The sequence below is a fragment of the Novosphingobium fuchskuhlense genome (genome assembly GCF_001519075.1).
Taxonomy (GTDB): Bacteria; Pseudomonadota; Alphaproteobacteria; order Sphingomonadales; family Sphingomonadaceae; genus Novosphingobium; species Novosphingobium fuchskuhlense.
The window spans coordinates 699334-713093 of sequence record NZ_KQ954244.1; the positions used below are offsets into that span (position 1 = coordinate 699334).

At 61.2% G+C, this 13760-nt stretch carries 14 protein-coding genes; 6 read left to right on the forward strand and 8 right to left on the reverse strand.

What is annotated here, in order from left to right; all coding sequences use genetic code 11:
• The first annotated feature begins 28 nt into the window (after positions 1 to 28).
• Complete coding sequence (locus AQZ52_RS03130) at positions 29 to 364, forward strand: DUF1491 family protein (protein ID WP_067906457.1); 336 nt, start codon at positions 29 to 31, stop codon at positions 362 to 364.
• Between the two features lie 242 nt (positions 365 to 606).
• Positions 607 to 1269, forward strand: a complete 663-nt coding sequence (locus AQZ52_RS03135) for a cell wall hydrolase (protein ID WP_067906458.1) — start codon at positions 607 to 609, stop codon at positions 1267 to 1269.
• A gap of 56 nt (positions 1270 to 1325) precedes the next feature.
• On the opposite strand, the gene purH is transcribed toward AQZ52_RS03135, so the two are convergent.
• The 3 genes from purH to rpe are packed head-to-tail and all read right to left on the reverse strand — an operon-like array spanning position 1326 to position 5522.
• The gene (gene purH, locus AQZ52_RS03140; RefSeq protein ID WP_067906459.1) at positions 1326 to 2918 is read right to left on the reverse strand and encodes a bifunctional phosphoribosylaminoimidazolecarboxamide formyltransferase/IMP cyclohydrolase; all 1593 of its coding nucleotides are present in this window, start codon (positions 2916 to 2918) and stop codon (positions 1326 to 1328) included.
• A 14-nt stretch (positions 2919 to 2932) separates the two neighbouring features.
• Positions 2933 to 4855, reverse strand: coding sequence for a heparinase II/III family protein (locus tag AQZ52_RS03145; protein WP_240481422.1), 1923 nt, complete (start codon positions 4853 to 4855; stop codon positions 2933 to 2935).
• A gap of 4 nt (positions 4856 to 4859) precedes the next feature.
• Positions 4860 to 5522, reverse strand: coding sequence for a ribulose-phosphate 3-epimerase (gene rpe / locus AQZ52_RS03150; protein ID WP_067906460.1), 663 nt, complete (start codon positions 5520 to 5522; stop codon positions 4860 to 4862).
• 305 nt (positions 5523 to 5827) lie between these two features.
• Here rpe and AQZ52_RS03155 point away from each other — a divergent pair, with 305 nt between their 5' ends.
• Positions 5828 to 6319, forward strand: a complete 492-nt coding sequence (locus AQZ52_RS03155) for a DUF2141 domain-containing protein (protein WP_082697520.1) — start codon at positions 5828 to 5830, stop codon at positions 6317 to 6319.
• A gap of 11 nt (positions 6320 to 6330) precedes the next feature.
• On the opposite strand, the gene AQZ52_RS03160 is transcribed toward AQZ52_RS03155, so the two are convergent.
• From AQZ52_RS03160 to AQZ52_RS03170, 3 genes are all read right to left on the reverse strand, one after another.
• Positions 6331 to 7071: a phosphocholine cytidylyltransferase family protein gene (locus AQZ52_RS03160; protein WP_067906462.1), complete on the reverse strand. Its 741-nt coding sequence runs from the start codon at positions 7069 to 7071 to the stop codon at positions 6331 to 6333.
• A 96-nt stretch (positions 7072 to 7167) separates the two neighbouring features.
• Positions 7168 to 8268 carry an inositol-3-phosphate synthase gene (locus tag AQZ52_RS03165; protein WP_067906463.1) on the reverse strand — a complete coding sequence of 367 codons (1101 nt, stop codon included), beginning with the start codon at positions 8266 to 8268 and terminating at the stop codon, positions 7168 to 7170.
• Positions 8269 to 8616: 348 nt separating this feature from the next.
• Complete coding sequence (locus tag AQZ52_RS03170; protein WP_067906464.1) at positions 8617 to 9516, reverse strand: DMT family transporter; 900 nt, start codon at positions 9514 to 9516, stop codon at positions 8617 to 8619.
• Positions 9517 to 9766: 250 nt separating this feature from the next.
• Here AQZ52_RS03170 and AQZ52_RS03175 point away from each other — a divergent pair, with 250 nt between their 5' ends.
• Together AQZ52_RS03175 and AQZ52_RS03180 are read left to right on the forward strand one after the other, a co-directional pair.
• Positions 9767 to 10876, forward strand: a complete 1110-nt coding sequence (locus AQZ52_RS03175) for an alkene reductase (protein WP_067906465.1) — start codon at positions 9767 to 9769, stop codon at positions 10874 to 10876.
• Between the two features lie 37 nt (positions 10877 to 10913).
• Complete coding sequence (locus tag AQZ52_RS03180) at positions 10914 to 11798, forward strand: HpcH/HpaI aldolase/citrate lyase family protein (protein ID WP_067906466.1); 885 nt, start codon at positions 10914 to 10916, stop codon at positions 11796 to 11798.
• Between the two features lie 12 nt (positions 11799 to 11810).
• Here AQZ52_RS03180 and AQZ52_RS18400 read toward each other — a convergent pair whose 3' ends face one another.
• Positions 11811 to 12152, reverse strand: coding sequence for a hypothetical protein (locus AQZ52_RS18400; protein ID WP_156424765.1), 342 nt, complete (start codon positions 12150 to 12152; stop codon positions 11811 to 11813).
• Entirely contained in the window at positions 12149 to 12832 is a 684-nt protein-coding gene (gene lipB, locus AQZ52_RS03185) for a lipoyl(octanoyl) transferase LipB (RefSeq protein ID WP_067906467.1), read from the reverse strand. The genes AQZ52_RS18400 and lipB overlap by 4 nt, the downstream gene beginning before the upstream one ends.
• 118 nt (positions 12833 to 12950) lie before the next feature.
• On the opposite strand from lipB, the gene AQZ52_RS03190 reads away from it, so the two are divergent.
• Positions 12951 to 13760 carry a hypothetical protein gene (locus AQZ52_RS03190; protein ID WP_067906468.1) on the forward strand — a complete coding sequence of 270 codons (810 nt, stop codon included), beginning with the start codon at positions 12951 to 12953 and terminating at the stop codon, positions 13758 to 13760.

Below are 13760 nucleotides of genomic sequence, written 5' to 3' on the forward strand. Positions count from 1 at the left end.
TAATGCCCGAGCCACAGAAGAGGCGAAGATGAGCGCCCCGCGTCTGGCATCTGCCCTGGAGGTGGCCGCACTGATTCGCATGGCCGAGGCGGGCGGCGGCTTTGGCATGGTATTGCACCGGGGCGAGCCGGATAGCGGCTCGATTCTTATTGTTATCCTAGATAATCAAGGGTTTGGCCAAACCCATGCGCGAGCGTTCGAACGCCTGCCCACAGCATCCGGCAGCCGAAGCTGGAGCCTCTCACGATCACAAGACCCTGAAAAAAAAGAAAAATTTGATACGTATCTGGCTCGTCGGATAGAGCAGGATCCGGATCTGTGGATCATTGAACTGACTATCGCTGAAGGCGAGCAGTTCATCTAGAATCTCAAAGCTCACGAGAACAAAACCAGATTCATGGGTTGACTTGAAACGCCCAGAGAATAAGGGGCGCCACTCAACCACGCGTAGGCAGCGTCGGGACGGCGCACCCGCCATCCCCGCCAGCACGCAGACGGGGGGCAGACGCCAAGGCCTTCGGCAGGTTTTCGATATTGCAGGGCTTCCCTGCAACTTGGAGCCATCCGCGCCTTGTGCAGACGTTCACCGCCCAATGACGAAGTTGAATGAGCCGCCAGTTTCGCGTCGCGAGTGCCGTGTGCATTGCCGCAAGTTTTGCTACGATCCTGTTCAGCACAGGCGGATCCGGTGCCAAAGCACAGGATATCCAGATCCCGGTCGCTCAAGCACCTGGATCATCGGCCATAACCGTCGAACCTCGACAGAGTGTGTTCCGGCCGGCCGAACAGCCTCTCAACCAGCCCGAGAGCACCACTGCAGAGGGTGATTCTGCGGCAGTGGATCCTTTAGCCGGGGTAACCTCACTGGCCGATCTGGTTGCGCGGACCCCGATACCGACGTCGATATCACGGGAGATGGAATGCCTAGCCGGGGCAATCTATTTCGAAGCCCGCAGCGAGACGCTGGACGGCCAGCTTGCTGTCGGGCGGGTGATTGTAACCCGCGCAGCGTCCGGGCGCTTCCCCAATTCCTATTGCGGTGTCGTCTATCAGCCCTCGCAGTTTTCGTTCGTGCGTTCCAACGCGATGCCGGCCATCAATCGTGAGAGCGCACTGTGGCAGCGAGCTGTGCGGATCGCGCTGATCGCGCACGCCGGCGCCTGGCGTAGCCCGGTGGAAGGTGCCATGTTCTTTCATGCGGCGCATGTCTCGCCGTCTTGGGGCAAGATCCGTATGGCGCGGGTAGATAACCACGTATTCTACCGCTGAATGATTCCGGTCGGGCGCCCCCAAAACTGCAGGCGTCCGGCAACCATCTGCCAAGATCAGTGTCTGAAGTGACGCATTCCAGTGAATACCATTGCGATGCCGGCGGCGTCTGCCGCGGCAATCACTTCGTCATCCCGGATTGAGCCACCCGGCTGGATTACAGCCGTCGCGCCGGCCTCGACAGCACTTATGAGGCCATCGGCGAAGGGGAAAAAGGCATCGGACGCGACTGCTGAGCCGACGGTCCGAGGCGCCCCCCAACCGTGAGTTTCTGCAGCCTCTTGGGCCTTCACTGCAGCGATACGCGCACTGTCGCGCCGGTTCATCTGGCCTGCCCCAATGCCGGCGGTCACGCCGTCACGGGCATAGACGATGGCGTTTGATTTGACATGCTTGGCAACGGTCCAGGCAAAGCGGCAGTCGGCAAGCTCCTGCGACGTTGGCTGCCGCTTGGTAACGACGCGCAGCATGTCGTCGGAAAGGGTGCCGTTGTCGCGGTCTTGGACGAGCAAGCCACCTGCGATGGGAATCGTCACAAGACCGCTCCGGTTGGCGGCAGGCAGTTCGTCGATAAGCAGCAGCCGCAGATTTTTTTTGCGCGCAAACGCAGCGAGAGCGGCATCATCGGCGCCGGGAGCGACGACGACTTCGGTGAAGATCTCGCAGATGGCCTCTGCAGTCTGACCATCAAGGGGACAGTTAAGTGCCACGATGCCGCCAAACGCCGACACTGAATCGCAAGCCAATGCAGCCTTCCAAGCCTCGAGCGGCGTCTCTGCGACCGCCACGCCACAAGGGTTGGCGTGCTTCACGATAACCACGGCGGGCCTGTCCGAGCCGAACTCGGCGACTAGTTCCAGTGCTGCATTGGCGTCATTGTAATTGTTGTAGGACAGCTCTTTGCCCTGCACTTGCCGTGCTTGCGGCAGGCCAGGCACTGCCGCCCCCTGAGCCGGTACGTAGAGCGCCGCGCTCTGGTGCGGGTTCTCACCGTACCGCAGGGTAGAGACCAACTGGTTTGCACCGAGCAGAGTCGGTGGGAAGTGGTGCTGCTGATCAGCAACTGCGAACCACTGCGCGATGGCCGCGTCGTACGAAGCGGTGGCGGCGAAAGCCTTTGCAGCCATCGCCTTGCGGAAATCTAGGTTGGTGGCCCCGTCGTGCTGTTCCAGTGCGCTTACCAGCGCGGGATAATCGGCAGGATCGGTGATGATGGTCACATAGTGATGGTTCTTGGCAGCGGATCGGACCATTGACGGCCCGCCGATGTCGATGTTCTCTATGATTTCATCTCGTCCGGCACCCTTCGCAACGGTTGCTGCAAACGGGTAGAGATTGACAACCACCAGATCGATCGCACCGATTGCATGCTCTACCATGGACGCGGCATGGGCCGGATCGTCACGAACCGCGAGGAGGCCGCCGTGGACCTTGGGGTGAAGCGTCTTGACGCGGCCGTCCATCATTTCCGGAAACCCGGTCAGATCGGAAATATCCTGCACGGCAAGTCCAGCTTCACGCAGCGCTGTAGCCGTGCCGCCGGTCGAGACCAGCTCGACACCATGAAGGGCGAGGGCGCGACCAAGATCCGCAAGGCCGGACTTGTCGGACACCGAAAGCAACGCCCGCTTGATCATCACGTCTGTCACTTCGAAAATCCTGTCTAGCGCATCTTTTTCAGTAGCCACGAGAACGACTCGCCGCTGCGTGGAATCTTGGCTGAAACCACCAGCTGACGCGTCGCCAGCGGTCGTCCAAAACCGTCCGCCCAAATGCTCTCTTCAAGCGTGATGGGATCACGGCCCGACCGGAACTGCCATAGGCTGCCGTCGGGAAGAGCAAGCGTGACGCCAAGGCCATCCCGTCCTTGAGCAAGTTCGATATGGGGGCCGAGGTGAAAGCGCAAGGCAACTGCGATCATCCCGCGCTTGCCTCGCCTTCCGGTCGGCAGCAGCAGATCCTCTCCCCGCAGCTCGCTGCCATCGTCCCGGATGATCAGGATGCGCCTATGAGTGAGCCCGTAACGCGCTACATAGCCGTTGTGGCTCGCCTCGATCCGCGTGGCTCCCGCGCCTTCGCCACTGAGAATCTTGCGATCAACCTCGACCTCGGAAACGCCCGGACCCAGCTTGCCATTGATGAGTACGGCGGTCGAGTTGAAGTCGTCGATGGCGAGGGTTGAATGAGCAGCGGTGGCGCGTAGACCCTGTGCGAGGCGCAATGGGATCAGCCCGCCGGCAAATGCAGCACCGCCGCAGCTGACAATCACCCGTTCGCTGCCATGGCTGAATTCAAAGGCTAGCGTCGAGGCGCAACCATCGCGGGCATGCCGAGCGAGCGGCGGTGGAGCGGCATCGAGCTGCAACACTCCTTTGCCCGCGCTGACCCGTTGGTAGCCCCAATGCCGCGCGTCGCGCAGCGGGCGGGTACGGACGCCGCTTGCTTTTATCAAGGCCTCGATGCGATCTGCAGAGATCGCCCCTGCACCTTGCCAAGAAGCGAGACCACCATCGCTGTGCAACAATGTTAGAAGTGGCGGAACCAGCATCTCGAGTATCGCATCGAGTTGTGGCGGAGGAGAGGTCCGCACTGCAGCGTAGCAGGCCCGCAACTCGACAAGCAGTTCTATGGCTTCGATCTGGCCAAGCGGACTGCGGGAGAGAACGCCACCGTCATCGCTGACCAGATTGCCCAGAGCCCGGATCAGGCCGCCTTCGCCGTAGAGCAGCCGAGCCCGTCCCTCGGACAGCAGCAGCCCCGCAGCGGTAATTGCTGTCCACCCGGCCACTTCGGCAAGCGTATCTTCGGCGCGACCGACGTACCGGTCCAGCCACCGGGCCGTTTCGTCAAACGTCGTCAGGACTCTTGCGCGTAGTTTGCGATCCTGGCTCGAGAGTAGCAGCGGCGCATGCACTAGCCAGGAGAGCAGCCGATGGCCGGCATTGCCCACAGCCCATGCTGGGCCAGCGCCGGGCCGCGGATTGGCAGCGAACCAGGCCGCAAAGATCCGCTCCGCAACAGGCGCGCACTGAGGACGAGGAGCGCAGCTTGCGAGATCGCGCAGCCATCCGAAACCATGCACCAGCCGTTCGAACGGGGGTGACAGACGCGGCCCGGTGAACTCGGTATCAGCGATAGGCAGTTTGACGCCATGCAGGAGAAAGTGACCAGCGCGCAGAGCCGTTCCTGATGCAGCGTCCCCGGCAAGGGGACTGACGACTGTTGCGGTCAGGCGCGGCCGTGCTCGCTTCCGGAAAGGATTGAAGGCCGAAGGCGGCATGCCAAGTCCGTATGCCAGCCGAATCAGTCGCTCTCCGGCGCTGACTTGAGGTGGCGAGAAATCCGCCAAGGCCAGTGCGCGATTGGGCTCCAACGGCGTCAAATCGGCGTCGGTGGGGGTGGCAGACTGTCCTTTTGATACAGAACTTGCCCGCGTCTGGGCCTCGGCGACCACGAGAGGCTCAGGGCTCGGTCTGAGCGGCAGGGCCTGCCGCAGCTGATCGCGATCAAGTGCCGGGCCGGGTGCTGACCCCCGCATCGAGCCTTCGCCCGAGGCTTCACTTGATCCAGCGAACAGGCGGGCCATCGTTTCAGTCAATGCCCTTGAGAGCGGTGATGTTGGCCGCGTATTGATCCGGACCACCTCTGAACGATGCAGTTCCGGCTACCAGAACGTCGGCACCAGCCTCGGTGCACTGGCGCGCGGTCCCGACATCAATGCCCCCATCCACCTCCAGATGGATGGATCGGCCGGCCTTGTCGATCATCTTGCGAACCGCCTCGATCTTGCGGAGCTGGCTGGCAATGAAACTCTGGCCGCCGAAGCCCGGATTGACGCTCATCACCAAAACGAGGTCAATCTCGTCAATCAGGTAGTCTAGCGTCTTCGCCGGTGTGGCGGGGTTGAGCGCGATACCAGCCTTCTTACCCAGTCCTCGGATGGCCTGAACTGTGCGGTGGACATGCGGTCCCGCTTCTGGGTGCACCGTGATGATGTCGGCACCCGCCGCTGCAAAAGCCTCCAGGTAGGAATCAACCGGAGCAATCATTAAATGCACGTCGAACGGCTTGGCACTATGCGGCCGCAGTGCCTTCACGACGCCAGGTCCAATCGTGAGATTGGGAACGAAGTGGCCATCCATCACATCGATATGGATCCAATCTGCCCCCGCCGCGTCAATCGCACGAACATCCTCACCCAGCCGGGCAAAATCGGCGGAGAGAATCGAAGGAGAAATCAGCGGCGCTGCCATCACGGAAACTCGCAATCAGGTAACGGGCGGCACATGGCGCTTAACACGCACAGCGGCGACTAATTCCACGCGATTACCGGTGCCGAATCGGTGGAACAAGCGGGACTGGATCGCTTTTCCACACGCTATGTCCCTATTCGCGGCCGTTTCGGCGCAAACCCATCTCGCGATCCGAATTCAATGTCCCCAGTCAGCGGTTGCAGGGCAACTAGCAGGATGGCCTTGCCGAATGGGGGCAAGCCCGACTATCCCCCCTTGCGACAGAGTGGCTCTGCCAAAGGGCTTCCGATTCCGGGAAGATTGTCATGAATTTGCCTAAGTGGTGCCATGCCCTGGCCATGAAGCTGGGGCTCTTCATTGCGCTGCCAGCGATACTGGCATCCCACGCGCATGCCGCCCCTGCCTGTATCGGTCCGGCAAGCGATACCTGGGTTAATCTTACCGTTGATCGGGTGCACAATAACAGGGGCCTGATCACCGCCACGCTTTATCCCAACGAGCCCAAGCGTTTCCTTGTGAAGAACGGTTCGCTTTACGTCGCCAGTACGCCGGCGAAGGCAGGGCAGACCCGCTTCTGTCTGTTCGTGCCGCGGCCGGGTAGCTATGCCATCGCGATCTATCACGACGAGGATTCTTCGGGCACCATCAACCGTGGCGGTCTTTTTGGCATTCCCAGCGAGGCCGTCGGCTTCTCCAATAATCCACTAATCTTCCTGGGGCCTCCTTCTTTGCGGTCAGTTCTGGTGAAGATCGAACAGGCCAATCAGGCGATGACGATCACTCTCAAGAAGTTCTGACTGCTGTCCTGTCAGGACGGCGCGAACGCACTCGCAATCCGCTGCGGCGCGAGCTCTTCGGCCAATGCATGTGCGCGCGGATCATCCACATCCATCCACCAGGCCCCTCCGATCTCGCACGTGGCAGCTCGCCCGCGATCGGCCAGCCACTGCATACCATCGGAAAGACTACCCGATTTGCCGGCGGCGATCGCAGCTGCGAGCGCTTCGGCCAAACGAGGAGTTGCGAGGAAGGCACCGCAATCGACCGCATTCCAAGTTGTGATCGACTTGCCGATGGCTGTGATGAAGCCACCTGCATCGGTCTGCACCCACGTTGCATCGTCGGGATCGACCAGAGGGTTGTCGGTCCATCGGTCAATCGCAAGTGTGACGTCGCGTGTTTCGCTGCCGGCCGCGAGCAACGCGGAAAGGATCGAGCTATCAAACATATGGTCCGCCATCATGAGCAAATAGTCGCCTGTGCAGCCCGATGCGCCGGCGATCACCGAATGGCCATTGGGTTTGCTCCAGTCTTCCACCCGGATCGGCTCGATCGCGATATCCACCCGGAGCGCGAGCTGTGTCAGGAACGCCTCGACCTCGTCCGCACGATGACCAGTCACCACCACCACGCGCGTGACCCCCGCACTGACGGCCTGGCGAATGCCGATCTCAATCAACGGCACCCCGCAGACGGGCGTCAGTGGTTTCGAGGGCGATAAGGAAGCAAGCCGGCTACCGTAGCCGGCTGCAATGATCACTGCATCCATGTGGTCGCCTCTTTCCTCGCTCCTTGCGTCCCACAACGCAGACGGCGCCGATCCCGTCATGGGACCGGCGCCGCCTGCTTGCTGAGTGCGGAACGATTACTCCGCAGCCAGTGCGGTCTCTGAGATGTACTCATCCACCAGCTGTGCTGCGACATCATCGTTGAACTGCTGCGGCGGATGCTTGCAGAAGTACGCCGACGGACCGATCAGCGCCCCGCCCTCGCCGCGTTCCAGCGCGACCTTGCAGCAGCGGATCGCATCCATAACACAAGCGGCCGAATTGGGGCTGTCTTCAACCGAAAGGCGCAGTTCCAGGTTCATCGGCACGTTGCCCCACTGCGTTCCCTCAAGGCGAAGGAAGCAGAGCTTGTTGTCCTTTTGCCACGGCACATAGTCCGAGGGCCCGACATGGATGTTCTCGTCGGCGAGACGCTGGGCCAGCATGGCCTGCACGGCTTCGGTCTTCGATTCCTTCTTTGAGCCGAGGCGCTGGCGGTCCAGCATGTTCATGAAGTCGGTATTGCCGCCGGTGTTGAGCTGATAGGTCTTTTCGACAGTCACGCCGCGTGCGCCGAAAAGGCTGGAGAGAACGCGGTGCACAATCGTCGCGCCAACCTGTGCCTTGATGTCGTCACCAACGATCGGGATCCGCTTGGCGCGGAACTTGGCCTCCCACTCGGGACGGCTGGCGATGAACACCGGCATGCAGTTGACGACGCCGACGCCTGCTTCGAGAGCGCATTCCATGTAGAATTCGGTTGCCGTCTGCGAACCGACCGGCAGGAAGTTGAGCATGACTTCCGCACCGGATTCGCGGAGCGCAGCGACGATCGATTCGTGCGTGGCCTCGGGCGCATCTGCAAGAATGAAGCCGCGCTCGCCCATGCCTGTCATGTGGTCGGCAACACCGTCCAGGATCCTGCCCATCATGACCTTGGCGCCAGTGTCGGGAACATCCTCCTGGAAGACAGCGGTGCAGTTGGGTGCCGCAAATATAGCCTCGGCGATATCCTTGCCGACCTTGCGGGCATCGACATCGACAGCCATGACGAACTCGACGTCGCCGGCGCCATAGCCGCCAATCCGCTCATGGATCAGACCCGCCGCGGAGTTGGTGTTGCGGTAGAATTCTACACCCTGCACCAGCGAGCTAGCGCAGTTGCCCACGCCGATCACTGCGACCTTGATTGGCTTCATTTAACCCGATCCCCTTGGACAAACGGAACGCCGTTGTAACTAAACTGCCTCACTCCACAGAAACACCGCAGATTGCAAGGATATTTCCGCGGCGTCACGCTTGGATGGGCGAGCGGGCAAACCCCCGGACCATCCCACGCCTTTTTGCGACAGCGTACGACTTTAAGCAGGCCGTGGAAGAAATTGAGGCGAAGCGCTTGATTTATTGACCATGCTGGCTTGTTCCGGTCTCCGTTCTGCGACTAAAGGCGCTTGCTGCAGTGCAAACTATCTATGATATTTCGAGGCCTGCGCAACGGATGTGAACACGGTTTCTGGGCTCGCGAGCCTGTCAAACTTGGTCACGAATCAGCGGGTGACACTCTCGCTCAACCTGCCCAAGAGAAGCGCCCCGGCAATCAGCACCATGCCGGCGGCGTCGAGTGCACCCATGGTCTCGCCAAACACCAGCCATCCGACCAATATTGATACTGCGGGCTGGGTCAGGAGCACCACGCCAATGATCAGCGCCGAGAAATGGCGCAAGGCGAAGACGATGAGGCCCTGCCCGACAACCTGACTGCACAGAGCGAGCGCAATGAGTGGCCACCAGGCGTGGGGCCACACAGGTTCGCCAAGCCAGATCGCGATACCCAGCATGACCGGAGCGCTTGCCAGCGTGGAGAAAAAAAGCAGTCCCCAGCTTTCGAATTGGCCGCGTGCTCCTTGGATAAGCAAGATATAGCCAAAATAGAAAACGCCCGCGAGGATGCAGAAGAGATCGCCGACAAGGGTCGAGTGATCGATTTCCATCGACCGGCCCAAGAGGATGGCTGCACCCGAGACGGCGGCCGCGATCGCTGCCAGTTCGATCGGGCGTGGGAGGCGACGAGCGGCAACCAGACCCCAGACCATCAGGATCAGGCTGCCCGAGTTGCCGAACAGCGAGGCATTTCCCAGGCGCGTTGATGCAATGCCGATGTGCCAACTTGCGAGATCGAGCCCAAAAAGGATACCAGCCGCGACGATTTGCAGCCAAGTCGCCGGCGTGGGCATCGAGCGCAGTCCGGGACGGCGCTGATGTGCGGCCAACAAGGCCAGCACCGGCAAGGGCAGAAACAGTCGCCAGAAGCCTGCTGAAACCGGTCCGGAATCCGCAAGCCGAACAAACCATGGTCCGAGTGCGAGGGCAAAGTTGCCGCCAAGAAGCGCGACGAAATGCCAAGGGTTGGGGCGCACGCCTGCGCGCTGGTCGTCAACGCTGGTCATGGTCCGCTGTTCAACTCGCGCTTGTCATGCGGACACCGGTATCCTAGCTGGGTTGCAAATGGAAACCCTGTCAGGTGCGACGGGGGCTTGTTATCGGGTTGGGGGCATTCGCCATCTCGGTGCTGTCCCAACATTCGACTGGCCCATAGAGCGACTGTTCGGGTTTCCCAAGCCCCTCGTTCCGGGGGCCACCGCCGCGCGACCCTTTCTGATGTATCCAGTACCGCAAATCCGTGAAGGAGCCCAGTCGATGCACGAATCGCTTTTTCGGCCCATACAACTTGGTGCGATCACTTCGCCTAACCGCATCATCATGGCGCCTTTGACGCGTGGCCGTGCCGGCCCCGATGGCGTGCCGACCGAGATCATGCAGACCTATTATCGCCAGCGGGCGGATGCGGGGCTCATCATTAGCGAGGCGACCGGTATCAGTCGCGAGGGATCCGGCTGGCCGAGTGCGCCGGGCATCTGGAGCGACGCGCAGGTCGAAGCATGGAAGCCGGTCACCGAAGCTGTCCACAATGCTGGTGGCCGTATCATCTTGCAGCTCTGGCATATGGGGCGTGTTGTCCATCCTTATTTCCTTGGCGGTGAGCTTCCCGTTTCGGCTTCGGCGACCCGCGCGCCCGGTCATGCCCATACGCCTGAAGGTCGTATGGAAAATGTGGATGCGCGGCCGCTTCGCCTCGATGAAATGCCGCGTATCGTCGACGATTACGGCCACGCAGCGGAAAACGCGAAGCGCTCAGGCTTTGACGGTGTGCAGCTGCATGGCGCCAACGGCTATCTCATCGACCAGTTCTTGCGCAATTCCTCGAACTTGCGCGATGACGACTACGGCGGCTCGCCGGAGAACCGCGTCCGCCTCATGCGTGAAGTTATGGAACGGCTCGTTGCCATTTGGGGGGCCGACCGGGTCTCCATCCGCCTTTCGCCCAACGGAGAGAGTCAAGGCGTCGACGACAGCGATCCCGCCTCGCTCTATAGTGAGGCTGCACGTGTCCTTGAGGCGCTGCAGGTGTCGTTCGTCGAGCTGCGCCAGCCCGGACCGGACGGCACATTCGGCGCGACGACCGTGCCGCCGCAGGACCATCTGATCCGCGCCCATTATTCGGGACCGCTTGTGCTCAACAGCGACTACACGCCCGAAGGCGCTGCCGCTGACGTCGCGTCTGGCCGCGCAGACGCCATCAGCTTCGGCCGTCCGTACATTTCCAATCCCGACCTTGTGGAACGAATTCGCCTCGGTGCCGAGCTTGCCCCCAACGTGGGGGTCCCGCAAACGTGGTACTTCCCCGGCGAAGCTGGCTATATCGATTACCCAACCCTTGCCGAGGCGCAGGCCCGCGCGGCGGGATAAGGCGCTTCCGGACAGGGCGAGGCCATAGGAGCAAGACATGCGTACCATCCCGCGATCCTGGCTCTTCGTGCCCGGCGACAGCGAAAAGAAGCTGCTCAAGACGCCAGAAACGGGTGCCCACGCACTGATCGTCGATCTGGAAGATGCGGTGGCGCTTTCCGCCAAGCCTGCTGCACGTCGCCTGACCCGGGATTGGCTGGAAGCGCACAAGCGCCAGATCACGATGCGCAAGCAGGCGCGGTGGGTGCGCATCAATGCGGTCGACACGGGTATGTGGCGAGAGGATCTCGCCGCTGTCATGCCCGGTTCTCCTGAAGGTATCGTGCTGCCAAAGGCGGAAGGGCCCGAGCAGATCCGGCAGGTCGCGGCGGAAATCTACGAACTCGAGCAACGCCACGGCATTCCCAACGGCCATACACGTTTGTTGCCCCTCGTTAGTGAGACCCCGCGAGCAGCCCTTACCATTACAGCCTATGTGGATGCATCGATGCCTCGCCTTGCCGGACTGACCTGGGGTGCCGAGGATCTTTCGGCCGAGCTTGGCGCTTTACGGAAGCGAGATGCCGGCGGCGAATGGACGGATGCCTTCCGCTTTGTCCGGGCCCAGACCTTGCTTGTCGCTCACGCGCGCGGCGTTTGGGCGATCGATACACTTTACGCCGATTTCCGTGATGCCGAAGGCACGCGCCGCGCAGCAGAAGCGGCGCGTGCTGACGGATTTGCAGGCATGCTTGCCATTCATCCGTCACAGGTCCCGTTGATCAACGCTGCATTCACTCCCGGGGAGGCTGAACTCGCTCAGGCGCGGGCGATCATTGAAGCATTCGCTGCCAATCCGGGCGTCGGTGCTATTCAACTTGACGGCAGGATGCTTGATCAGCCTCACTTGCGCCAGGCAAAGGCATTGCTCGGTATCGATTGATACCGTGCCCTATCAGGGCGTCATGGCCTTTGCTGCGTTGGTGGCTGTCGGCCGAGACGTAGATTGCTCACCGGGGATCACATCGGTGGTTGTTTCGGGTTCCTCGGCAGCTTGCGACTCTAATGTAGCGCTGCTTGCATCGACCTTGGACACAGCGCTGTGCGCGACTGGTGCGAGCGCAGCCTGTGCTCGAGACTGATCGGTATCGAGCATGGCATCGGTCACGGAACCCGGCAGGACTTCTCCGCCTGCTGTGGAACCAGCCTGTGGCGCAGAAGATTTGCTGCAGCCGTGCAAGAGCAGCAGCGGTACAAGCACAACAGCGATAAAGATCGACGGAAGCCTGCGTTTCATGGCATTTCCTTAGTAGCTGGCGCCGCATCAATGCTTGGAGCAAGCCGTTCGAGGAAGGCTTCGGTCCGTGCGAGCAATGCCCGATCCCATTCCTCTGGTGCAACTGAAATGCCAAGCGCGGCGAGGCTGGTGATGCCGTACTCCTCAATCCCGCAGGGAACGATCCCGCCAAAATGGGATAGGTCCGGGGCCAGATTGACCGAAAAGCCATGCATCGTGACCCAGCGGCGGATGCGGATTCCGATCGCGCCGATCTTCGCTTCCCTTCCGTCGTTTCCGCGCGTCCAGATGCCGACACGCCCCGCAGCTCGCCAAGCCCCTACGCCGAAATCACCGAGAGTATCGATGACCCATTCCTCGACCGCATGAACGAAGCCCCGCACGTCACGCGCGCGCTTTCCAAGGTCAAGAATCAGGTAGCCGACCCGTTGCCCTGGACCATGGTAGGTGTATCGGCCACCTCGGCCGGCTTCGACGACATCAAAGCGCGGATCGAGCAGCTCGTCGGCGGCTGCGCTTGTTCCAGCCGTGTAAACAGGCGGATGTTCCAGCAACCATATCAGCTCACTGGCCATGCCTTCAGCGATGGCAGTATTGCGGGCCGTCATCGCCGTGAGCGCTTCCCGGTAGGGCACGAGGGCCTCGGCCTGCCTGATCTCGATCTGATCCGAATTTCGCATTGCGATATGCGCATGAACGCGGAGAGACGCGCTGACAAGGGTCAGGGCATGGACAAGTGCGCTGCCGCAGGGGGTGCGTATCCATTCCGGTCCTGCTAGGGCTTGCGCCGAAAGGGACATGACTGCCGTGACGACATTGGACAGCAGTGCCGCTTGGGCCAGCGCAACGCGTATGGTGGCCGCCAACCGCGACCTTCTCACGGCCATTGCCGGAGTTTTCTATCTGCTCCCGGGCATTGCGGGCGCCGTGTTCGCACCTGCGCCTACGATGACTCCGGGAATGTCCGGGGAGCAGATACTGGCAGTCATGCAGGACTATTACACTACCGCCTTCCCGATGCTGTTTGCGCTTTCGCTGCTGCCCATGGCCGGCATGCTAACGATGCTCGTTGCCATGCTGGATACAGCGCGACCGACGGTCGAACAGGCAATCAAGCAAAGCCTTCGTGTCCTGCCGACCTATTTTGCATCTCAATTGCTTATTGCACTTGCGATTGTCCCTCTTTCTATGGCGCTTGCCAGCGTTTTGGTCCTGTTTCTTCCGGACCGACTTGCCGTGTCGGCGGCATTGGGTTTGCTCCTTTATCCGATCATGCGCACGATGCTCGTTGCACCGGTCGTTGCCGGACAGACGATCCGCAATCCAGTTAGGGCTATCCGGGAAAGCGTTCGCATGACCCAGGGGAATGCGGGACGCATCCTGCTGTTCGTCGGCCTTGCCGGGGTCGTTTTTCTGGTCATCTACGGGCTGTTGATGATGTTCGTCGGGGTCGTGCTGGTCCTTTTGTTCAAGGGCGAGCCCCAGCGTCTTTTGGGTGAAGCCATGGCAGGCGCTGTGCTGGCCTTTGGCTATACCTATTTCGTGGCCATGCTCGCTGCCATTTACAACCAGCTTTCCAGCAATGGATCCGGAGCCGTCTCCTCGTGA